Source organism: Pseudomonas sp. B3G-3 (genome assembly GCF_028640915.1).
GTDB classification, from domain to species: Bacteria; Pseudomonadota; Gammaproteobacteria; order Pseudomonadales; family Pseudomonadaceae; genus Aquipseudomonas; species Aquipseudomonas chlororaphis_I.
This window is the reverse complement of the sequence record NZ_JAQZAB010000067.1, coordinates 54672-79143: the sequence shown is the minus strand read 5'-3', so window position 1 is coordinate 79143 and position 24472 is coordinate 54672. Positions and strand designations below refer to the sequence as shown.

Sequence of the window (24472 nt, the reverse complement as noted above, 5' to 3'; positions counted from 1 at the left end):
CCGAGCAGCGATGACCGGCGACGACCAGTTCGATCTGCAACAGCTTCAAGGTGCCTGGGAACAGGTGGAGTACGAGGACAACGGGGTCAGCAACCCACCTGACGAACATGGCGCCCCAGGCGCCCTTACCCTGATCCAGGGGCAAGGGTTCCGTGTCGTGACGCTTGAAGGCGAGCTGTTGCTCGCGGGTAGTTTTACCCTCGATACCCGGACCACGCCGAAGTCCATTACCTGGGTCGATTCCATGGGTGCCGATACCGGCAAGCACTTGCCGGCCAGCTATCGACTCGAAGGCGATGAGTTCGTCTTCATCGCCGCGGACGAGGGCCAACCCAGGCCCACCGAGTTCCGCACCGGGCCGGGTGAAACCCTGCGCCGGTTCATCCGCGTCTCACAGGACGGCACAGGCCTCGGCAACCGCTGAGGCTCGCTTATTGGCGGGCATCCCGTCAGGCCCTGGCCCGCTGTATTTCCCGTCCCGCCAACTCGCCGATCGCCAGCAACGCTGCGCAATCCGCGCCATCCTGGGCCTGTACCGACATGCCTTGAATGATCGCCCCGATATACCGGGCCAGCGCCACGGCCTGGGTATCGGCGCGCAGTTGCCCGCTGGCGATGCCCTGCTCGATATGCGCTTCAAAGGCCTGGAGGGTGTTGGCCCTCAGGGCACTGACAAATTCACGAATAGCATCGTTTTCCACCGCGCAGGTCAGGGTCGCGGTGGAGATCATGCAGCCCCGCGGCCGGCCCGGCAGGCTGTACTCATGGGCCGCCTCGCGCAGCAGGCGGAGAAAACCGTCCACCACGTCCGCCTCCTCGCGCAGTGCCCGCTCGGCAAAGGCGCCGGTGCTGCGCTGGTAATGCAGCAGCGCCTGCTGGTAAAGCTCGGCCTTGGACCTGAACGCGGCATACAGGCTTTGCACCGTGATGCCCATGGCCGCCGACAACTCCGGCATCGAGGCGCCTTCATAACCCAGGCGCCAGAACACCTCGGCCGCCAGGGCCAGGACCTGGTCGCGATCAAAGGCAATCGGCCGTCCACGACGGCGCACCACGGCAGCAGGGTTATTTATCATAGTGATCACTATTGAAATTAGAACGAATGCCGGTTAATCATAACGAACACTGTGATTATAGAGGCTTCCTCCCATGGATCGAACCTGTAAAGGTCTGCTTGCCCTGGCCGCCACCCTCGGCGCTTCGCTGGCCAGTGCTGCCACGCCGGACGAGGAACTCGGCAGGCGCATGGACACGGCCATCGAACGAGCCATCGACGAACAGCGGATCGTCGGCACCGTGGTGGTGGTGATGCGCGACGGCCAGGTGGTGTACCAGCGCGCCGCCGGTTTCGCCGACCGCGAAGCGGCCCGGCCCATGACCGGCGACACCATTCTGCGCCTGGCGTCCATCACCAAGCCCATGGTGTCCGCGGTCGCCATGCGCCTGGTGGAACAGGGCACGCTGTCGTTGGACGACACAGTCAGCCAATGGCTGCCGGATTTCCGCCCAACGCTGGCCGATGGCACGCAACCGCCGATCACCCTCAAGCAGTTGCTGACCCACACTGCGGGCCTGAGCTACGGCTTTCTCGAGGCCGAGCACGGGGCGTATCGCACGGCGGGGGTGTCGGATGGCCTGGCCGAACCGGGCATGAGCCTGGAAGACAACCTCAAACGCATTGCCAGCGTGCCCTTGAGTTATCCGCCGGGCACGCAATGGCGCTATTCCATGGCCATCGACGTACTGGGCGCCGTGCTGGAAAAGGCCAGCGGCAAAAGCCTGCCGACCCTGACCGAGGAGCTGGTCACCAAGCCTCTGGACATGAACGACACCGCGTTCTCGGTCAAGGATCCTGCCCGCCTCGGCGCGGTGTACCGCGATGACCGTCCGCGGCCGAGCCGGATGCAGGACGAAGCGGCGATCAGGGTCGGCGAAAGTACCACGCGGTTCTCCCTCCAGCGGATCTTCGACCCGCGGTCCTACCCCTCCGGTGGCGCCGGCATGGCCGGTACCGCCATGGATGTGGCGCGTTTTCTCGACACCTTGCGCCAGGGTGGCGGCCCGCTGCTTTCCGCGCGCAGCGTGCAGGCGATGATGACCGATCAGGTCGGCGCCCAGGCCCAGACCCAGGGGCCGGGCTGGGGCTTCGGCTACGGCTGGGCGGTGCTGGACGATCCGGCCCTGGCCGGCACCCCGCAATCCAGGGGCACCCTGCAATGGGGCGGCGCCTACGGCCACAGTTGGTTCGTCGACCCTCAGGCCAGGCTGACCGTGGTGGCGCTGACCAACACCGCTTTCGAGGGCATGTCGGGGGCCTTTACCCGGGAGATCCGCGACGCCGCCTACCCGGCGCCCTGAAGCGCCTCGCCGCCCGGGGCGTCGAGCGACCACCAGCCCGGCAGCAATTGCCGGACCCTGGGCTCGGCGAACCGGTCGTCGATCAGCATCACCACGCCACGGTCCTGCTGGCTGCGAATCACCCGGCCCGCGGCCTGCACCACCTTCTGCAGGCCGGGGTACAGGTAGGTGTAGTCGTAACCGGCGCCAAAAATCGCCGCCATGCGCTGTTTCAACTGCTCGTTCACCGGGTTCAACTGGGCCAGGCCGAGGGTGGCGATAAAGGCGCCGATCAAGCGCGAACCCGGCAGGTCGATGCCCTCGCCGAACGCCCCGCCCAGCACGGCGAAACCCACTCCCTGGCCATCGGCGTCGAAGCGCTCGAGAAACGCCTGGCGTTGCCCTTCATCCATCCCGCGGGACTGCTGCCACAGAGGAATATCCGGGTGCTGTTCGGCCAGCAGGCTGGCCACCTGTTGCAAGTAATCGAAGCTGCTGAAGAACGCCAGGTAATTGCCGGGGCGCCGGCGGAACTGGCTGGCGATCAGCTCGACGATGGGCGCCAGGGACGCCTGGCGATGGGCAAAACGGGTGGAGATCCGGCTGACGATATGTACATCCAGCTGCGCGACACTGAACGGCGACTCGACATCCACCCACACCGTGGTCTCCGGCAGCCCCAGCAGGTCGCGGTAGTAATGCCAGGGATTGAGCGTCGCCGAGAACAGCACCGTACTGCGCGCCGCACTCAACCGCGGCGCCAGGAAGCCCGCCGGCACCACGTTGCGCAGGCACAACTCGGACAGGCTGCGGCGGGCATTGAGTTCGCGCTTGCTGATATCGAACAGGAACTGCTCGTCGAACAGTTCGGCCACCCGGGCGAATTGCAGGGCGTCGAAATAGAAGCCCTGCAACCGACTGTCCAGCCCTTGCGGATGGTCGTTGAGGTAATCGCCGATCGCCGAGATACACAGCGACAGCGCCTTGAGCAACGGGGCCGGCGCCTGGTCATAGGCCTGGTACGGCCGCGACTGCTCCTTGTGCAAGGCATTCCATTCGCGGTTGAGCCGTTGCAGCGGCTTCTTCAGCGGCTCCGGGGCAACCTGGCGCACGTTGTGCAACTGGTACTGGTCGAGGCTGGCGCTGTACATCGAGCGCCCGCGCTCCACCAGGTTATGGGCTTCGTCCACCAGCGCGGCGACCTTCCATTGGTTGGCCTGCGCCAGGCCGAACAGCAAGGCGCTGAAATCGAAGTAGTAGTTGTAGTCCGCCACCAGCAGATCGCTCCAGCGGGCCATTTCCTGGCTCAGGTAATACGGGCACAGCCCATGCTCCAGGGCGATCTCGCGCACCGCCTGCTGGTCCAGCAGCGACACCTGGCTCGCCGCCTGCCGCGCCGCCGGCAGACGGTCGTAGAAACCCTTGGCCAACGGACAGGACTCGCCATGACAGGCCAGTTCCGGATGCTCGCAGGCCTTGTCCCGGGCCACCAGTTCCAGCACTCGCAACGGCAGCCCGGGGCGGCGCTCGAACAGCACCTCGGCGGCATCCAGCGCCAGTTTGCGTCCCGGGGTCTTGGCGGTGAGGAAGAACAGCTTGTCCAGTTGCTGCCCCGGCATCGCCTTGAGCATGGGAAACACCGTGCCCAGGGTCTTGCCGATCCCGGTCGGTGCCTGGGCCATCAGGCAGCGCCCGGTGCTCACCGCCTTGTACACCGACTCGGCCAGGCTGCGCTGCCCCGGACGGAAGTCGGGATGGGGGAAACTCAACGCCGCCATGGCCTGGTCGCGGGCGTGCCGGTGGGCCAGTTCCTGTTCGGCCCATTGCAGGAACAGGCTGCATTGCTGGTTGAAGAACTGCTCCAGGGCCTCGGCCCCGTGCTCTTCCACCAGCGACGTCTCGCGCTCGCTGAGGATGTCGAAGTACACCAAGGCCAGACGGATGCTGCTCAGTTGCAACTGCTGGCACAGCAGCCAGCCATAGATTTTCGCCTGGGCCCAATGCAGCTGGCGATGGTTGGCCGGCATGCGCTCCAGGTCGCCGCGGTAGGTCTTGATCTCTTCCAGCAGGTTGGCGTCCGGGTCGTAGCCGTCCGCCCTGCCCTTGACGGTCAACGCGCCGAAGCTGCCTTCGAGGGACACTTCGCTCCGATAGTTCGCGCTGCGCCGCGCCGCCACCGTGCGGTGGCCCTGGATGCCTTCCAGCGCGGTGGGCGACGGGGTGAAGCGCAGGTCGAGGTCGCCGACCTTGGCGGTGAATTCGCACAGCGCCCGTACCGCGATGCGGTAGTTCACGCGCCCTGCTCCGCCCATTGCACGTAGCAGACCGCCACCGGCATCTGGTGCTGCTGGCAGAACTCCAGCCAGCGCAGCTGGTTGTCCTGCAGGCGGTCGCCAGGGCCCTTGACCTCGATCATCCGGTAGGTTTTCTGCTGCGGCCAGAACTGGATCAGGTCCGGCATGCCGGCGCGGTTGGCCTTGATGTCCTGCAGCAGGCGGTCGAACCAGTGCTTGAGGTGCTCGGCCGGCAGGCAGGCCAGGGCCTGCTCCAGCAGCTCTTCGCTGAGGGCGCCCCAGAACACGAAAGGCGATTGCACGCTCCATTTGTCGAGGTAACGCTGGCGGATGGTCTGCACATAACGCCCGTCATCCAGCTCCGCCAGGCAGGCCTGGAACAGCTCGGTGCGCCGGCTGTGGAAGTCCTCGCTCAACAGGTCCGCCGGGCCGCGCTGGAACGGATGGAAGAACGCCCCGGGCAGCGGCGCGAAGATCGCCGGCCAGCAGAGCAGCCCGAACAGCGAATTGATCAGGCTGTTCTCCACGTAGTGCACCGGCGCCTGCTCCTCGTGGAGATGGGCCTGCACATGGAGTTCCACCGACAGCTCTGGATCGACCCGCGGCAGGCTGAGGTCCAGGCGCAGCGTCGGCCGGGTGCCGCCACGCGGCGTGGCCGGGCCGCCGAGTTTGCGTCGCAGCCTGGGCAGCAGGCGCAGCAGTTGCTGCTGCTCAGCCGCGTTGTACGGGGCCAGTGCCGCCGCCTCGGCCAGGGCCAGCGCCTGCGGGTAATCGCCGCTGCGCTCGAAGACGCGGATCAGCCGCGCTCTCGCCCCGGGGTCAGCGCAGTCCTGATAGATGGCAGCCGCCAGCGGCCATTCGGCTAGCCGCTCACAGTGCTGGCCCAGCAGGAACAGCAGCTTGGCCCGGCGCCGCTGCAGCCAGGGATTGTCGCTGGCGAACGCCTGGATGCCCGCCAGCACCTCGTCCAGCGCCGCGCCGCTTTCGAAGCACTGCCGGCAATCCTCCAGGTACAGGAAACCCTCGACATCGGCGCGGCTGCGCAGGGCCCGGGCGTCGTCGCGGAACTCGACCTTCTCGTAGGTGAAGATGCCCAGGTCGGCCAGCACGAACTCCGACCAGTCCTGGTACAGGTTGCCGAAGAACATCAGGCGCAAGCGGTCGCACAGCGCCATGACCGTCAGGCTGCACACCCCGTCTTCCAGCCCCGGGCACCATTGGTCCAGGCTCCGTGGCTCGTCGAACAGCGGCGCCAGCGCCGCCAGCCAGTCGGACTTGCGGGCCTTCGGCTGTTCGATCACCGGGCGAAAACCGTGGAGGATTTCCGCCTTCTGCAACAGGTTGAACAGCTCTTCCAGGGTCAGCGGCGCGTGTTCGTCGACCCAGCCCAGGCGCACCAGCGGTGCGACGGCCGCGCGGGTATCACCGATTTCTTCATAGACCAGCCGGGACATGCGAAAATGACAGCCCTTGCGCATGATCATGCGCACCAGCAGGGCCTGGGATGGCTGGGCCAGGGCCGCGAAGTCGGCAATGAAGCTAAGCTCTTCAGGTGACAGCACATCGGCGTAGCGCAGCTCGAGCCAGGCCAGCACCTGCTGGAAGTTGTGCAGGTAATAAAGAGGGTTTTCCAGAGGGTTGGAAGTCACAGGACAAGCGCGCCGCAAAGAGGTGGATACTGGTTATGCATACAGATAACAGCTGCCGACCTGCCCTGGCAAACACTATTGGATAAGTGGCGTTACAGGTTTTTTTACGGGGCCGCAGAACTTTCTTGCGGTTAATCACACCAAGGGCGGATAGCCATATAGTCGCGAGCCGCCAATCATGGGTGGACTCACAGAGATTCATGAAGAGAGGTTTGTCTATGAACGTCAAATACCTGGGCCTGCCGTTGGCCGTTGCAGCCTTCCTGGCACTGGGCGGCTGCGCCTCGCCGACCGTGGTGACCCTGCAGAACGGCACGCAATACCTGACCAAGGACATGCCTAACGCCAAGACCACCGATGGGTTCTACGAATTCGAAGACATCGCCGGCAAGAAGATCCGCATCAAGGCGGCCGATGTCGCCACCGTCCGCCAGGAGGACTGAGCCGATCGAACCTGGTCGCCCTCAGGGCGACCAGGGTGCCGAATTCTGCCCCGGCACGCTGTTATCGCAGGAAATGTATCGCTGTTCCCCACGCTTCTGCAGCTCTCCACGCACCCGCTGGCAACGCTCGAATTCCCGGGCGGCCGCATTATCGATGCTGATATTGCCGGTGGTTTCAGGCTTTTTACCCTCCCCCAGAGTCACGCTCGCCCAAGGCCGTTCCGCGTCGATATGAAAGCGGCTGCTCGGCTCGGGCTCTACTTGCTTGTCGGTGGCCGGCGCAGCGGCCGGGAGCTGGTCCGGGGTCACGCCGTAGCGCTTCAGGATCGATTGCTGAGGCAAGTCCTCGGCCATTACGCTGCCTGCTATCAGGACCAGCGCCAGACCGATGCCATACCTCTGGTTATCACTCACCTTGTAGTTCTCCTGCTGTTCACTGTTGCCGTTGAATGAGCATTGGCCGCTACCTGGGCTGCGGCCGCCTGCCTTGATAACGCGCCAACTCCTGCGGACTTTAATGGCCCTGGAACGCACGCGCGCCATCACCCCGCCTGGCGCTGAGTCGATGCTCTATCGAGCGCCGCGTCGCAGCTGGGCAGGTATTGGAGTCATTTCCAGGCTTGCGGGTCACCCTACGGGCGAATCCCCTTGCTTTGGCGAGAAGTGCTGCCGAGGGAAAGTCCGTGACCGCGCGAGGCAAAATCGCCACCTCGCGCGGTCAGTGCTCAGGCGATGGTGATACTCGCGCCGTTGAGGCTGTCCAGGCTCACCCCTACCAGGGTCACCGAGTCGCCACCGAAGGTCAGCAGGGTATCGTTGCCCACGGTGCTGGCGTGGGCGCGGAAGTCGTCGTTGGCGACCACGCCTTCGACGCCGAGGAACACCAGTTTGTCGCTGCTCTGGTAGCCCAGCACGCGGTCCTGGCCGAAGTCGCCGCTGAACAGGAAGATATTGCCGCCGCCGCCCGCCTGCAGCAAATCGTTACCCGCGCCACCGACCAGCACATCGTTGCCCTGGCCGCCGATCAGGTGGTCATCGCCGTCCAGGCCGAACAGCCAGTCGCCGCCAGCGTGGGCGGTCAGGGTATTGGCCGCGGCGTCGCCCTTCACCGAAGAGGCGTACTGGGTCAGGTTGCTCCCCGCCAGCAGGCCTTTGTCGGTGACGCTGTGGGTCACGTCGTCCTTGAACAGCCCCCAGAGGAAGCCCGGCTCCTTGCTGGTGATCGCACCGATATCGCGGGTGATGCTGATGCCGCCATTGGCATCGCGCACATACAGGGTGCCGGCGCCGTCGTTGGCGAAGCTGAAGTTCTTCACCGACTGCTGCAGGTCCAGGGTGTTGTTGCCCTGCCCACCCAGCAGGATGTTGTAGCCACCGGCGTCGCGGAAGGTGTCGTTGCCGGCGCGGCCTTCCAGGTAGTCGTTGCCCTGGCCGCCCTGGATCAGGTCGTTGCTGTCGGTGCCGATGATGAAGGTGCTGCCCTTGTGGGTCTCGGCATTGCGGTTGAGGTCCTGGACCCAGGTGGTGGCCCGGGCCGGGTCCGACAGGTTGGCGACGATGATGGTCGAGTCCTTGCTCGTCAGGTCGTAGAACTTCGACTCGAGGATCCGCGTCATGCCGTCGCCGTAGCCGGTGGGCAGGTGCGACAGCCAGGTCGGAATATTCAGGATGGAAAACGGCAGCAGGTTCCAGGCCGCCGAAGCGTAATGGTCGTTGAAGCTGACGATGTTGTTGGTCGCCGATTCCTGCGCCGTGTCGTGCACGCCGAGGGACGCCAGGTTGAACGAAGAGCCGTCGAGGGCGCGGAACACCGGGTCGTTTTCGTAGCCGATGTTCAACACCTTGTCCCCCGCGCTCTGGGTCGGCGAGGCGTAGGCGACATAGCTGGCATCCTGGTAGAACCCCGACCAGTGATCGCCGCTCAGGTCCGCCAGGCTGTTGACCGCCAGGCCGCCGAGGCTGTGGCCGCTGACCAGGATGTCCTTGCCCGTCAGGCCGTTGGCCTGGGCGAAGGCCGCGACATCGGCGAGCAGCTTGCCGAAGGCTTCGCCGGCGTAGTTCTTCGCGTAGTCCTTGGGCCCGAACGCCGCCATCAGGTCGTTGATCACATCGCCGATGGAGTCGCCGATCACCGATTCACGGGGGCCGCTGGTACCGCGAAAGGCAATGCCGATGGAGGTCAGGTGGCCCTGGTCGTCGTACTTGCCGAGCACTTCCGCCTGGGCGGTGGTGTAGCCGGCCTTTTCCCCGTAGTAGGTGCCCCTGAAGTCGGTCTTGCCGTCGTAGCCCAACTGGGAAGCGCCGATCGGCGTCCAGCCGGCCTTTTGCACCGCCTCCAGCGCGGCTTTCTCCGAGTCGGGGTTCCAGGGCAGCCCGGGAATCACCCCTTGCGAATCGCTGCTGCCGATCAGCGCCGTGACCAGGGTCGCCGGTAGGCCGAGGCCGAAACCGTACTGCTGATAACCGGCGGAAAAGCCGTTATCGAGGTTGTGGTAGGAATACAGCGTGATCGCCAGCGCATCGGAAAACAGCGCCTTTGAATCTTCTGTGCCGAGGTTTTTGTAGTCATACACACCCATGGTATTGCCTCTCTTTGTTGTTGAACTTTATTCGAGATAGCTCACGCGGACGGGACGCCCTCAACAGACGCCCCGCCCTTAGTGCAATGCCTTTTGCCGCTCTTATCTAGGCGAAGACGATCCCCCCTGCGGAGAGACTGTCCGGCGCGACCCCGACCAGCGTCACGGCGTAGTCGCCGACGCTGAGCAAGGTGTCCTGGCCGTTCTGTGACAGGTGCTGCGTGTAGTCGTAGCCCTGCCCCGCGCCCGCCACGCCCATGAACACCAGCTTGTCGCTGCCCTGGTAGCCATGGATCGCGTCGAAGCCGAAGGCGCCGCTGAACAGGAAGGTGTTGGCCCCGCCGCCACTGGAGTACATGACATCGTTGCCGGCACCGCCGACAAAGGTCACGTCGCTCTTGTCGCTGCGCAGCACATCGTCGCCCCCATGTCCAAACAACCAGTCGCCATCGACGCTGGCCACCAGCGCATTACCGTAGGCGTCGCCATTGAGCGAGTGGTTGTAAGGGGTCAGCTGGTTGCCGGCCAGCAGGCCCTGGTCGGTCACGCTGTGGGTCACCTCCTTGCTGAACAGGCCCCAGGCAAAACCCGGCTCCTTGCTCACCAGCGCACCGATGTCGCGGGTCATGCTGATGCCGCCATAGGCATCGCGCACGTACAGGCTGCCGTCGCCATCGTTGACCACGCTGAACTTGCCCAACGACTGCTGCAGGTCGAAGACGTTATGCCCCTTGCCGCCCAGCAGGATGTTGTAGCCACCCTCGTCGCGGAAGGTGTCGTTGCCGTCGCGGCCCTCGATGAAGTCGTTGCCGCGCCCGCCCTTGAGCAGATCATTGCCATCGGTGCCGAAGATAAAGGTACTGCCCTTGTGCGGCTCGGCATTGCGATTGAGGTCCTCGACCCAGGTCTTGCCGCGACTGCTCTCGGACAGCGTGGAGACGATCAGGGTCGAGTCCTTGCCGGTCAGGTCGTAGAACGCCGAATCGACCACCCGGTTCAAGCCATCGGCGTAACCCGCGGAGCCGTGGGCCTTCCACGACAGCGGGTTGAGGATGCTCTGCGGCAGCAGGTTCTCCAGGGTCGACGCATAGTGCTCGTTGAAGTTGACGATGTTGTTGGTCGCCGACGCCTGGACCTTGTCATGGCTACCCAGGGACGAGGCATTGAAGGTGGTGCCGTCGAGCACCCTGAACACCGGGTCGTTTTCGTAGCCGATGTTCAGCACCTTGTCCCCCGGGCTCTGGGTCGGCGAGGCGAACGCCACATAGCGGGCGTCGGCGTAGAAACCGCCCCAGTGCTCGCCGCTCAGCTCGGCCAGGCTGTTGACCCCCAGGCCGCCCAGGCTGTGGCCGCTGACCAGCACATCCTGGCCGCTCAGGCCCTGGGCCTTGGCGAACTCGGCGACGCTGGCGAACAACTTGTCGAAGGCATTCTTGCTGTAGTTCGCCGCGTAACCCACCGGCCCGACCGCCGCCAGCAGGTTGTTCTTGATGTCGCCCAGGGTATCGCTCAAGCCCAGCCCGCCGGTGCCGCGAAAGGCGATGCCGATCGACAGCAGCTTGCCGGCCTCGTCATAACGTCCCAGCACTTCCACTTCGGCGCTGGTGAAGCCCGGCTGCTCGCCGAAGAAGGTGCCCTGGGGCCCGACCTTGCCCTGATACCCCAGCCGCTCGGCACCAATCGCCGTCCAGCCCGACGCCAGCGGCTGCCCGGTGGGCGTGTAGGCATAGAGCGTCAACGCCAGGGCATCGCTGTACAACGCCTTGCCCGCCTCGCCCTTGAAACTCCGGTAATCGAATACACCCATGTTGTGTCTCACTCTTATAGTCATTGGCCCGCAGGCCTCAGAACTGCCAGTCGAGGGTCAGGCCGACCCCGTGACTCTTGTCCCGAGAACCCAGCAGGCCGTTGTAGTCCAGGTTTACCCGGGTATCGCGCCCCAGCAACAGGCCGGCGCGAGCCCCGACCACAGCGGCGTTACGATCCAGCGCAACGCTCTGTATGTTGAACGAACCACCATTGGCAAAAGCCAGGTGCTGATCCGAGCTGGTGTCGCTCAGGTTGTGCTGCCAGCCGAGGGTGCCGGCCAGTTCCAGCTGCCGGGCATCGGACAGGGCGAAGCGTTTGCTGGCCCGCAGGCCGAGGGTCGAGAGCACCGCGTCGCGGTTGTCATCGCCACTGCGCAGGGCGGTGGCCCCGCCTTTTTCGCGGAAGCTGTCGCTGCCCACATGCACGTAGGCCAGATTGACGAAGGGCTCCAGGGCCACGCCTGGCAACGCGACTTGCCACGCCGCTTCGGTGAACAGCTGGGCGGTCTGGGCGTCACGCTTGACCTTCTGCCGGTCGGAGAACTCGCCGTATTGCAGGTCGCGCTTCACATCGATGCGATGCCAGCTGTAGGAACCGCCGACGCTCAGGCGCACGGCATCCAGCTGGTGGCCCAGGTAGGCACCCAGGTGATAGCTGTCCACCGAGGCCGAGGAATGGGTGCCATCGCCCATGCTCAGGGAACTGTCGCTGTAGCCGGTGAACAGGCCGAGACGGGTGTCCTCGGCGATCAAGCCATCGACCCCGGCGAGCAGGCCGCCGATCGAGCTGGTGTAGTTGGCATGGTCATAACCGCCGTCGGACTTGCCCCAGGCCCCCAGCACCTTGAACCACACGTTGTTGTCGCTGGCCGCGGGCGCCGACGAATCGAGCAGGCCGTCCTGACGCAGACGGTCGCCCACCGCATCGCGCAACTGGCGGCTGTCGTTGATCAGCAGCGTGCCGATGGCCGGATGGATCTCCCCGGTCAATTGCTGGAAGGCCTGTTGCGCGCTGGCGGCGTTTTCCGACAGCAGCAGGCTTTCATACACCGGATTGCCCGCCCCCAGTTGCTCGGCGGCGGCCGCCACGGAGCGCTGGTTCGGGGTCAGGCCGACATCGCTGAAGGACGTCGCGTTACGCGCGACCTGCAACTGCACGCCGGTGGCCGAGTAATCGAGGCTGCCACCAATGAACAGGTAGTTCGGCGCCACCGAACCGAAACGGCCTTCGACGCCACCGGCCGCCTGCAGGATGTTGTATTGGCGGCCCAGCAGGCTTTGCGCCTCGCGGGCGCTGAGCAGGGTCGGGCTGTTCTCCAGGGCCAGGGTCACGTTGGCTCCTTCCACAGTGGCCTTGCCGCCGGCGACTATCTGGTCGCTGCTGGTCGGCGACAGCTCCACCGCGTAGGTCGAACCCGGTTGCAGGATCACGTCGCCCGCCACCTGCAAGGTGCCGATGGAGTTGCCCGGCGCCACGGTACCGCCGCGGTTGGCGGTCAGCGCGGCGATGCGCCCGTTGCCACCGAGGATGCCGCTGTCATTGACCGTCACGGCAGACGCCAGCGAACCATTGATGGCCAGGCGTCCCTGATTGACCAGGGTCGGGCCGCTGTAGCTGTTGTTGCCGGTCAGCACCAGGGTGCCGATGCCCTGCTTGGTCAGGCCGCCGTGGCCGGAAATGTCGTTGCGCCAGACATCCAGCCCGCAAGACAGGCCAGTGCACAGGCGCTCGGTGGGTTTGCCGGCATCCACCACGGCGCCGATGCCGGGCAGATCGACGACGAACTGGCCGGAGCCATAGGCGCCTTCGACCCGGAACTCCTGGGGAATGTCCGCTTCGGTGACGAACATGCCCGGGCCGTCGATGCCCTTTTGCAGGTTGATCATGCCCCAGCCGTACAGCGCGTCGATGCCCGGATCGCCCATGTCGGTGGCGGTGGTCCTCAGCACCGTGGCGATCTGCGAAGCGCTCATGTACGGAAAGCGCTCCATTAGCACCGCCGCCGCGCCCGCCACATGGGGCGCGGCCATGGAGGTGCCGCTCTTGTTGGCGTAGCCAATGGTCATGTCGTCGAGGTTGGTGCCGCCGATCACCGCACTGTAGACCCGCGTACCCGGCGCCGAGACACAGAAGCTCGCGGTGTAGCCGCAGCGCGAGGAGAAGGTGCTGAGGGTGTAGGGATTGGGGCTGGCGGTGTCCGGGTTCACCTGCAAGGCCGCTACCGTCATCCAGTTCGGCGCGATTTCCGGCACGAAATAGGCCAGGCCGGCGATGGCGTCCGGGTTGTTCAGGTTGTAGTCGTTACCGGCGGCGAAGATGGTCAGCACGCCACCGCGAGCGGCGTCGATCGCCCCGCTGTAGGCGCCACCCTGGCGGGTGCCCAGCAGCGGCTGGATCTGGTCGAACTGCAACTGGGCGTCCTGCACGGTGAAGTGCGGGAAGGCCGGGTCGCGACCGCCCTGGTCGAAGCGATCGGTGATGCCGATGCCCCAGCTGTTGTTGATGATCCGCGCGCCGCTGTTCACCAGGGCGTCCCAGCCGGCTCGGTAGACCGCGCCGTCGTTGCCGAGAATGATCCCGTCCTCGGGGCCCGGGTCGCCGTTCTCGGCGCTGATGATCTGCGCGTCGAAGGCCACGCCATGCATCGGCCCGCCGTCGCGGCTGCCAGCGGCGATCCCGCCGACGTGGGTGCCGTGGGAGCCGAGCTTGCCGTCGGAACCCACCGAAGGCGTGCCGTCATAACGGAAGGCATCGCCGGCTTTGACCGGAATGTAGGGGTCGGTGTATTCGCGGATGCCGCTGGTGACCAGGGTGATCACCTTGTTGTTGCCGCTGAATTCCGGGTGCTGGGCATACACCGGCTGGTCGAAGATCCCCAGCTTGACGCCCTTGCCGGTATAACCGGCGGCATACGCCTGCTCGGCGTGGATCGCCCCCAGCCCCCATTCGGCATTGAACTCGGCACTGCGCCAACTGCCGGGATCGCCCGGCTTGCCGCCTTCCACATAAGGCGCGGCCTGGGCGCCACCCGCCACGGCCAGGCCACAGATCAAAGCGCCGCAGGAGGCGCGCACCAGGCTGTTGGCTGCCGGAGCAGCCCCCGTAAAGCTGTATTTCATCGGTACCTTCCTTAGTTGCCTTGCTGGAAATAGTTGCCTTGCTAGAAACAATTACCTTGATAGAAACACCGCGCCAGACCCGACGCGGCTGGTTTTACCGAACAGCCGGCCCGCCAACGGCGAGCCGTGCTGTGCCGATAGCTGCTGTGCCGTGCCGACGCGACCTTGCGTCAGCACGGCGGTGTCAAAAGCCGGGTCAGAACTGCCAGTTCAGGCTCAGCCCTGCCCCGTGGTTCTTCTCGCGGCTGGCCAGCTGGCCGTTGTAGTCCAGGCTCAGGCGCAGGTCGCGACTCAACGCCAGGCCGGCATGGGCGCCGACCAGCGCGGCATTGCGCGGCAGCGAGGTGCTTTCGACGCTGAACGGCGTGCCACCGGACGCAAAGGCCAGGTGCTCTTCGGCCCGGGTGTTGCTCAGGTTGTGCTGCCAGCCCAGGGAGCCGGAAAGGTCCAGGCGGGTTTGCCCGGACAGTTCGAGGCTTTTCAGGGCACGCAGGCCGAGGGTGCTGAGTGCGGCTTCGCGGCTGTCGCTGCCGCCTTTCAACGCGGCGGCATCGCCCTTCTCGCTGAAGCTGTCGCGGTGCAGGTGCACGTAGGCCAGGTTGGCGAAGGGTTCCAGGGCCAGCGCCGGCAGGTCCAGGCGATAAGCCGCTTCGCCGAAGACCTGGCTGGTGCGGGCATCGACCTTGGCTTTCTGCTTGCCGCTGACTTCGCCGAACTGCAGGTCGCGCTTGACGTCGGCGCGATGCCAGCTGTGGGCCGCGCCCGCGCTCAGGCGCCAGGCGCCCAGCTCGTGGCCGAGGTAGGTGCCCAGGTGATAGCTGTCCACGGAGGCCTTGGAATGGGTACCGCCGCCCATGCTCAGGGAGCTGTCGCTGTAGCCGGCGAAGGCGCCCAGGCGCGTGCTGTCGCTGAGTGCGCCGTCGGCCCCCAGCAGCAACCCGCCGATGGACGTGTTGTAGCCCTCGGTGTAGTGGTCGCCGTCGTTCTTGCCCCAGGCGCCCAGCACCTTGAGCCAGAGGTTGCCCTCGCTCTGCACCACCGCGCCCGGTACCTGCAGACGCTCGCCAACTGCCTCGCGCAGCTGACGGCTGTCGTTGAGCAGCATCGAGCCCAGCGCCGGGTAGATTTCCCCGGACAGTTGCTGGAACGCCTGTTGCGCCACACCGGCGCTCGGCGAGCGCAGCAGGCTTTCATACACCGGGTTGCCCGCCCCCAGCTGCTCGGCGGCGGCCGCCACCGAGCGCTGGTTCGGGGTCAGGCCGACACTGGCGAACGAGGTGGCGTTACGCCCGATGCTCAGTTGCACGCCACTGGCGGAATAATCGAGGCTGCCACCGAGGAACAGGTAGTTCGGCTCCACCGAGCCGAAGCGCCCGTCGATCCCGTTCGCCGCCTGGAGGATCTGGTACTGGCTGCCGATCAGGCTTTGCGTCTGTTCCAGGCTGAGCAGCTGCGGGCTGTTTTCCAGGGCCAGGGTGACCCCGGCGCCGTTGAGGGTGGCCTTGCCGCCGGCGACGATGCGGTCGCTGCTGGTGGGCGACAGCTCCACGGCATAGGTCGAGCCCGGCTGGAAGGTCACGTCCCCCGCCACCTGCAAGGTACCGATGGAGTTGCCCGGGGCCACCGTGGCGCCGCTGTTGGCCAGCAACGCGCCGATGCGGCCGGAACCGCCAAGGGTGCCGCCGTCATTGACCGTAACGCTGGAGGCCAGCGAGCCATTGACCGTCAGCAAACCGCCATTGACCGTAGTCGCCCCGCGATAGCTGTTGTTGCCGCTGAGCACCAGCCAGCCGGCGCCGGACTTGACCAGGCTGCCCTCGTACACCCGCTGCGCCGCGGCCGCGTCGCGGGCCATGCCGACGGCGTAGTCGGTCTTGTCCTGCTGGCTGGCGCCGGCGCCGAGGCCGTTTTCCCAGCCCTTGTCCTTCAGGGTCTGTTGCCAGGCCGCGTGCTCGGCGGCGTCTTCGCTTTGACGCTGCAGCAGCGCCTTGTCCGAGATGTCGTTGCTCCAGACATCGCCCTGCCCGGCGCCCAGGTTGGCGTCGAACGCCCCCAGCAACTGCCCGGGGCCGCGCATGGCCCGCTCCAGGTTGGGCACGCCCCAGCCGACCAGGCGGGTGGGCGCCTCGGTGATCGAACCGTCCAGCTGGGTGGCGGTGGTCAGCAGCACCTCCAGGGCCTGCTGGTTATTCATGTAGGGATAACGCTCCATCACCAGGGCCAGCGCGCCCGTGGCATGGGGCGCGGCCATCGAGGTGCCGGACTTGGTGGCGTAACCGCCGCCCGGCACGGTGCTGGAGATCAACCGCCCGGGCGCGGCCACGCACCAGTACTTGGCGATGCCGCACTGGTTGTAGCGCTGCTGGTTATTCGCATCCAGGCCGGACACCGCCAGCCAGTGGCCTTCCAGCTCCGGCTGGAAGTACGGCAGCGCCGCGCGCACGCTGGCGTTGGCGTAACCGCTGTTGCCGGCGCTGAACACATTGATCACGCCCTGGCGCGATATATCGGCGGCCGCGTCCAGCCAGGTGCCCTGGCCATAGTGCTGGGCATAGGCGGCGTGCAGGTCGCCCAGGGTCTGGTAGCTGACACCCGGCGGCTGGCTGCCCCAGCTGTTGTTGATGGCGCGCACCCCGGCATCCGCCAGGGCCCCGTACACCGCCTTGAAATACTGCGGGTCCGGGGTCGGGCCGAACAGAAAGCTGTCGTTCTTGTTGGTGTTGCCCACGTAGACCTGGGCATTGAAGGCCACGCCGTGCATGCCAACGCCATCGCGGGCCGCGCCCATGGTGCCGGTGACATGGGTGCCATGGCTGTCGTTGTTGCCGTTGAGCCCCCCGAAGACGCTGAACGGCGAGCCATCGACATAAGTGCCGCTGGCGGTGACCCCGTGGAAGCGCTCGGGCGATGCTTCGCCGTGGCTGGCGTCGAAGCCCGAGTCGAGGGCGCCGATCTTCACCCCGCTGCCGGTGATGCCGGCGGCATAGGCGGAGCTGGCGCGCATGCGTTCCAGGCCCCAGTCCTGGGTGTATTCGGCCGATTGCCAGCTGGCCGGCACCCCCAACTGGCCGGTTTCCTGGTACTGCGCCTGGACCATGCCGGGCAGTGCCACCGCCGATAGCGTGGAACAGGCCAGCAACGAGCGGCGACTCAGCGCCTTGAGCTGATAAAAGCGTCTATCCATGTGATGACTTCTCGTTTTTTGTTTTTGTCGAAAATGTCAGGTCGGGCCGCCCTCGGCCGCCTTGTTTGTCAGTTCATGAGCCGGGCCTGAAGGCTTCGTCGACCCGGGCCAGGTCATCTTCACGCAGGGTGCCTGCGTAGTAGTGCAACTTGGTCCAGGCCATCAAATAGTCGTAACGGGCCTGCGCCAGGTCGCGGCGTGTGGTGTACAGCTGTTGCTCGGCGTTCAGCGCATCGAGGTTGACCCGTTCGCCGCCGAGGATGCTCTGCTTGGTCGAGATCACCAGGGCCTCGGCCGAGGTCAGCGCCTTCTGATAAGCGCGCAGCTTGCTGACCCCGGACAGGCAGGCGCTGAACTGGCGCCGCAGCTCGATCAGGGTGGTGCGGGTCTGCGAATCCAGCTCGTACTCGGCCTGCTCCATGGTCCGGCTGGCCTGGCGGGTGGCCGCCGAGACCCCGCCACCGGCGTACAGCGGCATGCTGATTTCGATGCCGATGGTGTTGGTGTCGTAGCGCTGGTTGTAGGTGTTGCCGCTTTCCGACTCGACCCGGCGCGAGGTGGCATAGGCACTGAGCCGCGGCAGGTGGCCGGCGCGGTTGCGCTCGATCTCGTAACGCGCCACTTCCACGGCGTGGCGCTGGGAGGCCAGGTTCGGGTTGTTGCTGATCGCAAGTTCATGCCAGGCGTCGTAGTTGGCCGGCGACAGGGTGAAGGACTCGAAACGGTCGCGCAGCGGGTCGAGGTCGCGGATGTCCACGGTCGGCACGCCGATCAACGCCCCCAGCTCGCGCAGCGCCGCGTCCTGCTCGTCGCGGGCCTCGATCTCCTCGGCGGTGGCCAGCTCGTAGCGCGATTCCGCTTCGAGGATGTCGGTGCGGGTGCCCTCGCCCTGGCGAAACATGTGCTCGTTCTGCTGGAACTGCTGTTCGAAGGCCTTCTTCTTGGCCTGGGCGATCTCGATCTGATCCTGGGCGAACAGCGCCTGGGTGTAAAAGGTCAGCACCCGTACCAGCAGCTCCTGGCTCTTGCCGCGAAAGTTCTCGTCGGCGAACAGCGCCTGGGCCACGCCCTTGCGGTAGGAGGCATAGGCCTCGTAGTCGATCAGCGGCTGTTGCAGGGTGAAGGTCGAGCCGTAGCTGTCGTAGTTGCGGTCATCGTGGCTGGTGCCGCCGCGGCCGTCGGGCACGGTGGCCTCGGAGTTGTTGCGGCCCTTGTTGTAGCTGTAGTTGAGTTTCGGCAGCAGCCCGGCGCGACCGATGATGCGGTTTTCCAGGCCGGCATCGCGCTCCTTGATCGCCCCGAGGAACACCGGGTCGTTGCGCAGGGCCTGTTCGTAGACCTGGAACGGCCCCATGGCCTGGGCGTTGGTGCATACCAGCAAAGCGACTGTAGCTCCGAAGATGGAAAGCTGACTCATGCGACGGAACATCCTTATTCCTCGGTCAATGCGGAACCCGCCCGGTCGAGCAGGGGTTTGAACAGGTAATTGAGCAGCGAGCGCTCGCCGGTGCGGACGAACATCTCCGCCGGCATGCCCGGCTTGATCACCAGGCCGTTGAGCTTTTCCATGGCCTGGTCGCTGACGCTGCTGCGCAGCACGTAATAAGGCACCCCAGTCTTTTCATCGACCATCTGGTCGGCGGAGATCAGGCTGACCTCGCCGGACACCCGCGGCGTGCGGCTCTGGTTGAAGGCGGTGAACAGGATGTCCACCGGCAAGTGGCTGCCGACCTTGTCGATCAGGTTCACCGGCAGGTGCCCTTCCACTTCCAGGCGCGTGCCCTGGGGCACGATCTCCAGCAGGTTTTCCCCGGGGCGGACCACGGCGCCTTCGGTGTGCACCCCGAGGTTGACCGCAATGCCGTCGGCCGGGGCGAGGATTTCGCTGTGTTGCAGGTCGAAACCGGCCGAGGTCAGTTGCTGTTCCAGGGTCAGGCTTTTCAGTTGGGCGTCGGCCAGCTGGCTGCGCACTTCCTTCTGGTACTCCTCGCTGTGCTGCTGCAGCTTGAGCCGCGATTCGAGAATGCCCTGCTCCACCCGCCCGCTTTCGCCGGTGTTCTGCGCCAGTTCCTGCTGCACCTGGGACAGTTGGCGCTGGTACTCCATCAAGCGGTTGCGCGGGATATAGCCGTTGTCCGCCAGGGGCTGCAAGTTGGCCAACTGCTGGCGCAGGGACTCAGCCTGGTTGTTGAGGTCGGTGCGCGCCCGGCGCATCCCCGCCAGTTGCGCGGTGGCGCCTTCGATACTGGCGCGGATCCCCGCCTGCTCGCGGGCGAAAGCCTCGCGCCGGCTGCTGAACAGTTGCCGCTGGCCTTCCAGGACCAGGGCCAGGCGTGGATCGGGATCGGCGCTCAGGGCCTCAGGAAAGTTCACCTGCTTGAGGTTGTCGCGCTCGCTCTGCCAGCGTGCCAGGCTGGCCCAGGCCATGCGGTACTGCGCTTGCAGCGACTGCACATCGGCCTCGACCTGGGTCTGGTCCAGGCGGAACAGCGGCTGGCCCTGCTTCACCGCCTCGCCTTCACGCACCAGGATCCGGCTGACCACGCCACCGCTCATGGATTGCACGGCCTTGCGCTTGCCCGAGACCACCACCGTGCCTTGCACCGGGATGCCCTGGTCCAGCGGCGCCAGGGCCGCCCAGAGAAAAAAGCTGCCGGCGCCGGCCAACGCCAGCACCCAACCCATACGCGCGAAAAACCGCGCATCGCGCTCGGGACGTTCCGGCGCATAACCTTGTTCGATCATCATTTCGCTGTCCTTGCTCATGCGCCTGGGTTCCGTGTCGGGGCCTGATACTGGCGGCTCATGCTCAAGCCGCCCGGGGCCGTCGGGGCCGAGGTTTTTTCCCGCTGCTGCTGCTGCTGCTGTTCCTGGGGCTGGGCCTGGTGTTGATTTTGTGCCTGAGCCTGGGCACCGCTGGACAGCGCCTTGAGCACCTCCTGGCTCGGGCCGAAGGCCTGCAGGCACCCTTCGTTGAGCACCAGCAGCTTGTCGGCCTGGGCCAGCGCCGAGGAACGATGGGTCACCAGGATCACGCTGGTGCCCTGGGCCTTCATCTGCGCGATGGCGGACGCCAGGGCGCTTTCGCCCACGGTGTCGAGGTTGGAGTTCGGTTCGTCGAGCACCACCAGCCGCGGCTGGCCATACAGCGCCCGGGCCAGGGCCACGCGCTGCTTCTGGCCGCCGGACAGGCCGCTGCCGTCATCGCCCAGCAAGGTGTCGTAGCCCTGGGGCAGGCGCAGGATCAGTTCGTGCACGCCCGCCTGTTGCGCGGCCTGCACCACCTTCTGCGGGTCGGCCTCCTGAAAGCGCGCGATGTTCTCGGCGATGCTCCCGGAAAACAGCTCGATGTCCTGGGGCAGGTAACCGATGTAGGGCCCCAGTTCGTTGCGGTTCCAGCGATGGATATCGGCGCCGTCCAGGCGCACCGTGCCGGCCAGGGTCGGCCATACGCCCACCAGCACCCGGGCCAGTGTGGATTTGCCGGAACCGGAAGCGCCGAGCACCCCCAGCACCTCCCCCGCTCCGAGGTTGAAACTGACCTGCTGCAAGGTCGCCATGCGCTTGCCTGGCGGGCCGGCGCTGACCTGTTCGAAACTCACCTGGCCCTTGGGCGCGGGCAACGACATCGCCGTGTCGCTCGGCGGAAAGGCCTGCAGCAGCGAGTCCAGGCGCTGGTAGGCCAGCTTGGCGGAACTCCACTGCTTCCACACGGCGATCAACTGGTCGATCGGGCTCAGCACCCGGCCCATCAGGATCGAGCCGGCGATCATCATGCCGGCGGTCATGTCGCCCTTGATCACCAGCAAGGCGCCCAGGCCCAGCACCAGCGATTGCAGGCACAGGCGCAGGGTCTTGCTCAGCGAGCTGATGACCGCGCCGGTGTCGCTGGCCTGGTTCTGCAGGCCGAGAAAGCGCGAATGCACCTCGAACCAGCGCTTGCGCAGCGCGCCGAGCATGCCCATGGCCTGGATGGTCTCGGCGTTATGCAGGTGGCTGGTGGCCAGTTGCGTGGACTTCTGCGAATAGCCGCTGGCCTCGCCCAAGGGCTTCTTGGTCATGGCCTCGTTGAGGTACGCCAGGGCGATCAGCAAGACCGCGCCCGCAGTGGCGAACACCCCCAACCAGGTATTGAACAGGAAGATCACGAACAGGTAGACGGGGAACCAGGGCGCGTCGAAGAAGGCGAACAACGCAGGTCCGGTGACGAACTGGCGGATATGGGTCAGATCGCCCAAGGACTGCCCGGCATGCCCTTCGCCGCGAAACAGGTTGCGCTCGAACGCCGCCTGGTAGACCCGCAGGTTGAAACGCCGCTCCAGCTGGCTGCCGATGCGGATGACGATGAAGCTGCGCACCACCTCCAGCAGGCCGATGAACGCGAAGAACCCGACCACCATCAGCGACAGCATCGCCAGGGTGGTTTCGTTCTGCGAGGAAAGTACCCGGTCGTAGACCTGGAGCATGTAGATCGAGGGGACCAGCATCAGCACGTTGATCAGGGCGGTGAAACACCCGACGCTGATCAGAATGCCTTTGTAATCGCCCAGTGCCTTGAACAGCGGTGCAGTGGTCTTCGCCATCTTCATTGGTCTTTCCTGAGCTGTATATCCCGTGCCAGGGGCGCAGGACAAATAAACCGCCCGTACTTGAGTCGGGACATTATTGGATTATTGTGGCGGACAGGCGAAAGGACTCTACCGCCAGACGAAACGGAGTTCTAGTTATTTAGTTGTCTTTAATCGAACGAAGGACATCGCGTATATGGCACTGCCTTATACGCTTATCCATACAGATACATTTAAAGATGCATACAGCCGCGATTGTTCAGGGGGCTCGCTGCAATATAATCGTTATGCCTGATTTCAAAGTGCCTTGATATAAGCCTTCTTTCTGGCGACTTAAAAAGATGATCTTCGAGCCCTCTTTGCCGGTCACGGCAATACCGTCCGGCTCGGGAAACCAGCCGATGGCCGAATCGCCCAGCCAGGCGGAAAAACACTCGGCGCCGGCGCCCAGGGTGCCGTTCAGCTCAAGGTCCAGGGCACAGTGGCTGGCAGGTTGTGCCGGCTGCGACAGTTGCCAGTGTCCGGCCAGTTCCGCGGGGTCCGCCAATCTCAGGCTGCTTGCCATGCTTGTCTCTCCATAAAACATCATCAGCGTCGCGATCAGGTACGCGCCGGCCTTAGCGATCAAGGCAGTTCGAATCATAAGGGGGTCACTCCGGGGCACAGCCTCAGGCAGTTCGCCAGTCAATGCAAGGTCGGAGGGCGACGCCTGGGCGCCACCCTCCTTCCTTTACTTTACCGCAATGACTCAGGCGACGATGTCGGTGTAGGCCGCCTGGCCGACGGTGCTGACCAGGAAGTCCGCCACGCCGTGCCCGGAGAAGTCCACCGACAAGGTGCTGTTGCCAGCCGAGGTGCTGAGGATCGCGTCGCCGGCATTACCGGTGAACGCGTTCACGAAGTGCAGCCCGGCGCCCTTGGTGATGCCGGTCAGATCGATCTTGTCCAGGCCGCTGACAAAATCCAGGATCTGGTCGGCGGCACCCGGAGCGGAGTCCGAGCTGGCACCGAAGACGAAGGTATCGGCACCCGAGCCACCCCAGAGTTTGTCCGCCCCACCACCGCCGTAGAGGATGTCGTTGCCGGCACCGCCCTTGAGCTCGTTGGCCACCTTGTTGCCGATCAGCAGATCGCTGCCGGAACCGCCGATGGCGTTCTCGACGGTGACGCCCTTGGCAATGGACACGTTGCCCACCAGGCCGCCAACGTCGGAGAACGAGGTTTCATTGAGGTTGATCTTCTGGTTCTGGGTAAAACCGGAGAAGTCCAGGGTGTCCTTGCCGCCCGCGTCCCATACCGAGAACACCAGCTTGTCCGCCGACGAGGTCGCGCTGAGGAAGTCGCGGCCGGTGTTGGAGTTGAAGCCGTAGGTGGTGTCGCCGGTACGGGTGGTGGTGTTGGCCCCGTAGAGCTTCTGGATCGCCGCGATATCGTCCATCAGCGGGCCGGACGAATAGGCTTCGACGCCGGCCTTGCTGAAGTTCTGGCTGGTATTGCTTTCGCTCCAGTAGCTCATGACGCTGTAACCGCGCGTGTCCTGTCCGTAGGTCGCGTCGTTATAGGTCGGGTTGCCATTCCCGGCGTTGTAGTCGCCAGGGTGAGCCAGGCCCAGGGTGTGACCGATCTCGTGGGTCAGCGTCTGCCGGCCGTAGTTGTTCAGATCGGGGTTCTTGTTCTGGGTGTAGCTGCTGTTGATCAGGTACCAGGACGTCCCGTCGTAGCCGGCACCGGTGCCCGGCAGGTAGGCGAAGGCCGCCGCGCCGTCCTGGCCGCCGCTGTAGTTGCCGAAGGTCATGTGACCGTCACCACCGGAAGCCTTTTCGGTGAAGGTGACATTGGCCACATCCGCCCAGGACTGCATGGACAGCACGGCCTGGGCCTTCTGCTGGGCGCTGAACTGGCTGAACCCGGAGATGCCATGTTTGTACATGGTGCTCGAGGACGCCGAGGTCAGGAAGGTATAGGTCAGTTCGATCTTGCCGCTGCCGTTGAGGTCCTGGTACGCAGCACCGTCGCGCAGTATCTGGGTAGCGGCTTGATCGACCGTGTAGGAGGGTTTGCCATTGACCGTCAGATTGCCGCCCCGGTCATACTGATGGCTGAAGCTATTGATCTGGTTGTAAGCCGAACTTGCCGCGGCCAAAGGCACGAGTTCTTGTTCGGCGGTCACAATAGCTTTCGATTTAACTTTCGACATAAACACACTTCCTTGTAATCAATGGAACAGTTTTTGTCCGATAGCGACAATCCCTGGCGAGATCGTCCTATCACTCGCCCTATCCGGGCGTAAGCAACCTGACACAATTTGAAATCAGGCGTCCACTACTTTTTGACGCCTGATTTTCGCTGTTCCAGCAAACTCCCGAAAACAATGACTGGTGAGTCGAAATATTCTTTAAGCCTCAATACCCGTTGATAATTGTCCGACAATCTCGAATTTAAATATTAAATAACAGTACAGATAGTTTTGCCGACTACGTCGCAGTTTTT

At 64.9% G+C, this 24472-nt stretch carries 16 protein-coding genes; 3 read left to right on the top strand and 13 right to left on the bottom strand.

The window, feature by feature from the left end; all coding sequences use genetic code 11:
- The first annotated feature begins 10 nt into the window (after positions 1 to 10).
- Complete coding sequence (locus tag PVZ80_RS06645; RefSeq protein ID WP_028684103.1) at positions 11 to 424, top strand: TIGR03067 domain-containing protein; 414 nt, start codon at positions 11 to 13, stop codon at positions 422 to 424.
- Positions 425 to 449: 25 nt separating this feature from the next.
- On the opposite strand, the gene PVZ80_RS06640 is transcribed toward PVZ80_RS06645, so the two are convergent.
- On the bottom strand, positions 450 to 1076 hold the full coding sequence (locus tag PVZ80_RS06640; protein WP_009049207.1) for a TetR/AcrR family transcriptional regulator: 627 nt from the start codon (positions 1074 to 1076) through the stop codon (positions 450 to 452).
- Positions 1077 to 1149: 73 nt separating this feature from the next.
- Here PVZ80_RS06640 and PVZ80_RS06635 point away from each other — a divergent pair, with 73 nt between their 5' ends.
- Entirely contained in the window at positions 1150 to 2358 is a 1209-nt protein-coding gene (locus tag PVZ80_RS06635) for a serine hydrolase domain-containing protein (RefSeq protein ID WP_273863570.1), read from the top strand.
- On the opposite strand, the gene PVZ80_RS06630 is transcribed toward PVZ80_RS06635, so the two are convergent.
- Together PVZ80_RS06630 and PVZ80_RS06625 are read right to left on the bottom strand one after the other, a co-directional pair.
- Positions 2343 to 4631, bottom strand: a complete 2289-nt coding sequence (locus PVZ80_RS06630; protein ID WP_273863569.1) for an ATP-dependent DNA helicase — start codon at positions 4629 to 4631, stop codon at positions 2343 to 2345. The two genes, PVZ80_RS06635 and PVZ80_RS06630, sit on opposite strands and share 16 nt — an antisense overlap.
- Positions 4628 to 6280, bottom strand: a complete 1653-nt coding sequence (locus PVZ80_RS06625) for a VRR-NUC domain-containing protein (RefSeq protein ID WP_273863568.1) — start codon at positions 6278 to 6280, stop codon at positions 4628 to 4630. The genes PVZ80_RS06630 and PVZ80_RS06625 overlap by 4 nt, the downstream gene beginning before the upstream one ends.
- A 218-nt stretch (positions 6281 to 6498) precedes the next feature.
- Here PVZ80_RS06625 and PVZ80_RS06620 point away from each other — a divergent pair, with 218 nt between their 5' ends.
- Positions 6499 to 6723 carry a YgdI/YgdR family lipoprotein gene (locus PVZ80_RS06620; protein ID WP_273863567.1) on the top strand — a complete coding sequence of 75 codons (225 nt, stop codon included), beginning with the start codon at positions 6499 to 6501 and terminating at the stop codon, positions 6721 to 6723.
- 21 nt (positions 6724 to 6744) lie between these two features.
- On the opposite strand, the gene PVZ80_RS06615 is transcribed toward PVZ80_RS06620, so the two are convergent.
- From PVZ80_RS06615 to PVZ80_RS06570, 10 genes are all read right to left on the bottom strand, one after another.
- The gene (locus PVZ80_RS06615) at positions 6745 to 7137 is read right to left on the bottom strand and encodes a hypothetical protein (RefSeq protein ID WP_016705125.1); all 393 of its coding nucleotides are present in this window, start codon (positions 7135 to 7137) and stop codon (positions 6745 to 6747) included.
- Between the two features lie 311 nt (positions 7138 to 7448).
- Positions 7449 to 9302, bottom strand: a complete 1854-nt coding sequence (locus tag PVZ80_RS06610) for a polyurethane esterase (RefSeq protein ID WP_273863566.1) — start codon at positions 9300 to 9302, stop codon at positions 7449 to 7451.
- 106 nt (positions 9303 to 9408) lie between these two features.
- Complete coding sequence (locus PVZ80_RS06605; RefSeq protein ID WP_103330678.1) at positions 9409 to 11109, bottom strand: polyurethane esterase; 1701 nt, start codon at positions 11107 to 11109, stop codon at positions 9409 to 9411.
- A 37-nt stretch (positions 11110 to 11146) separates the two neighbouring features.
- Positions 11147 to 14230, bottom strand: a complete 3084-nt coding sequence (locus tag PVZ80_RS06600; protein ID WP_273863565.1) for an autotransporter serine protease — start codon at positions 14228 to 14230, stop codon at positions 11147 to 11149.
- A 196-nt stretch (positions 14231 to 14426) separates the two neighbouring features.
- Complete coding sequence (gene eprS, locus PVZ80_RS06595; protein WP_273863564.1) at positions 14427 to 17414, bottom strand: autotransporter serine peptidase EprS; 2988 nt, start codon at positions 17412 to 17414, stop codon at positions 14427 to 14429.
- Positions 17415 to 17487: 73 nt separating this feature from the next.
- Entirely contained in the window at positions 17488 to 18843 is a 1356-nt protein-coding gene (locus PVZ80_RS06590; RefSeq protein WP_009049216.1) for a TolC family outer membrane protein, read from the bottom strand.
- Between the two features lie 2 nt (positions 18844 to 18845).
- Positions 18846 to 20162 (bottom strand): HlyD family type I secretion periplasmic adaptor subunit, encoded by a 1317-nt coding sequence (locus tag PVZ80_RS06585; protein WP_009049217.1) that lies wholly within the window; start codon positions 20160 to 20162, stop codon positions 18846 to 18848.
- A gap of 14 nt (positions 20163 to 20176) precedes the next feature.
- Positions 20177 to 22003 (bottom strand): type I secretion system permease/ATPase, encoded by a 1827-nt coding sequence (locus PVZ80_RS06580; RefSeq protein WP_273863563.1) that lies wholly within the window; start codon positions 22001 to 22003, stop codon positions 20177 to 20179.
- Positions 22004 to 22241: 238 nt separating this feature from the next.
- A complete protein-coding gene (locus tag PVZ80_RS06575) occupies positions 22242 to 22625 on the bottom strand; it encodes an AprI/Inh family metalloprotease inhibitor (protein ID WP_009049219.1) in 384 nt (127 codons plus the stop codon).
- A gap of 105 nt (positions 22626 to 22730) precedes the next feature.
- Entirely contained in the window at positions 22731 to 24179 is a 1449-nt protein-coding gene (locus PVZ80_RS06570) for a serralysin family metalloprotease (protein WP_016705117.1), read from the bottom strand.
- Between the last annotated feature and the right edge of the window lie 293 nt (positions 24180 to 24472).

Excerpts from the sequence above, each read along its gene's own strand:
- PVZ80_RS06645 (WP_028684103.1), top strand. The coding sequence starts at position 11 with ATGACCGGCGACGACCAGTTCGATCTGCAACAGCTTCAAGGTGCCTGG.
- PVZ80_RS06610 (WP_273863566.1), bottom strand. The coding sequence starts at position 9,302 with ATGGGTGTGTATGACTACAAAAACCTCGGCACAGAAGATTCAAAGGCG.
- PVZ80_RS06605 (WP_103330678.1), bottom strand. The coding sequence starts at position 11,109 with ATGGGTGTATTCGATTACCGGAGTTTCAAGGGCGAGGCGGGCAAGGCG.
- PVZ80_RS06640 (WP_009049207.1), bottom strand. The coding sequence starts at position 1,076 with ATGATAAATAACCCTGCTGCCGTGGTGCGCCGTCGTGGACGGCCGATT.
- PVZ80_RS06575 (WP_009049219.1), bottom strand. The coding sequence starts at position 22,625 with ATGATTCGAACTGCCTTGATCGCTAAGGCCGGCGCGTACCTGATCGCG.
- PVZ80_RS06585 (WP_009049217.1), bottom strand. The coding sequence starts at position 20,162 with ATGATGATCGAACAAGGTTATGCGCCGGAACGTCCCGAGCGCGATGCG.
- PVZ80_RS06600 (WP_273863565.1), bottom strand. The coding sequence starts at position 14,230 with ATGAAATACAGCTTTACGGGGGCTGCTCCGGCAGCCAACAGCCTGGTG.
- PVZ80_RS06620 (WP_273863567.1), top strand. The coding sequence starts at position 6,499 with ATGAACGTCAAATACCTGGGCCTGCCGTTGGCCGTTGCAGCCTTCCTG.
- eprS (WP_273863564.1), bottom strand. The coding sequence starts at position 17,414 with ATGGATAGACGCTTTTATCAGCTCAAGGCGCTGAGTCGCCGCTCGTTG.
- PVZ80_RS06635 (WP_273863570.1), top strand. The coding sequence starts at position 1,150 with ATGGATCGAACCTGTAAAGGTCTGCTTGCCCTGGCCGCCACCCTCGGC.
- PVZ80_RS06590 (WP_009049216.1), bottom strand. The coding sequence starts at position 18,843 with ATGTTCCGTCGCATGAGTCAGCTTTCCATCTTCGGAGCTACAGTCGCT.
- PVZ80_RS06580 (WP_273863563.1), bottom strand. The coding sequence starts at position 22,003 with ATGAAGATGGCGAAGACCACTGCACCGCTGTTCAAGGCACTGGGCGAT.
- PVZ80_RS06570 (WP_016705117.1), bottom strand. The coding sequence starts at position 24,179 with ATGTCGAAAGTTAAATCGAAAGCTATTGTGACCGCCGAACAAGAACTC.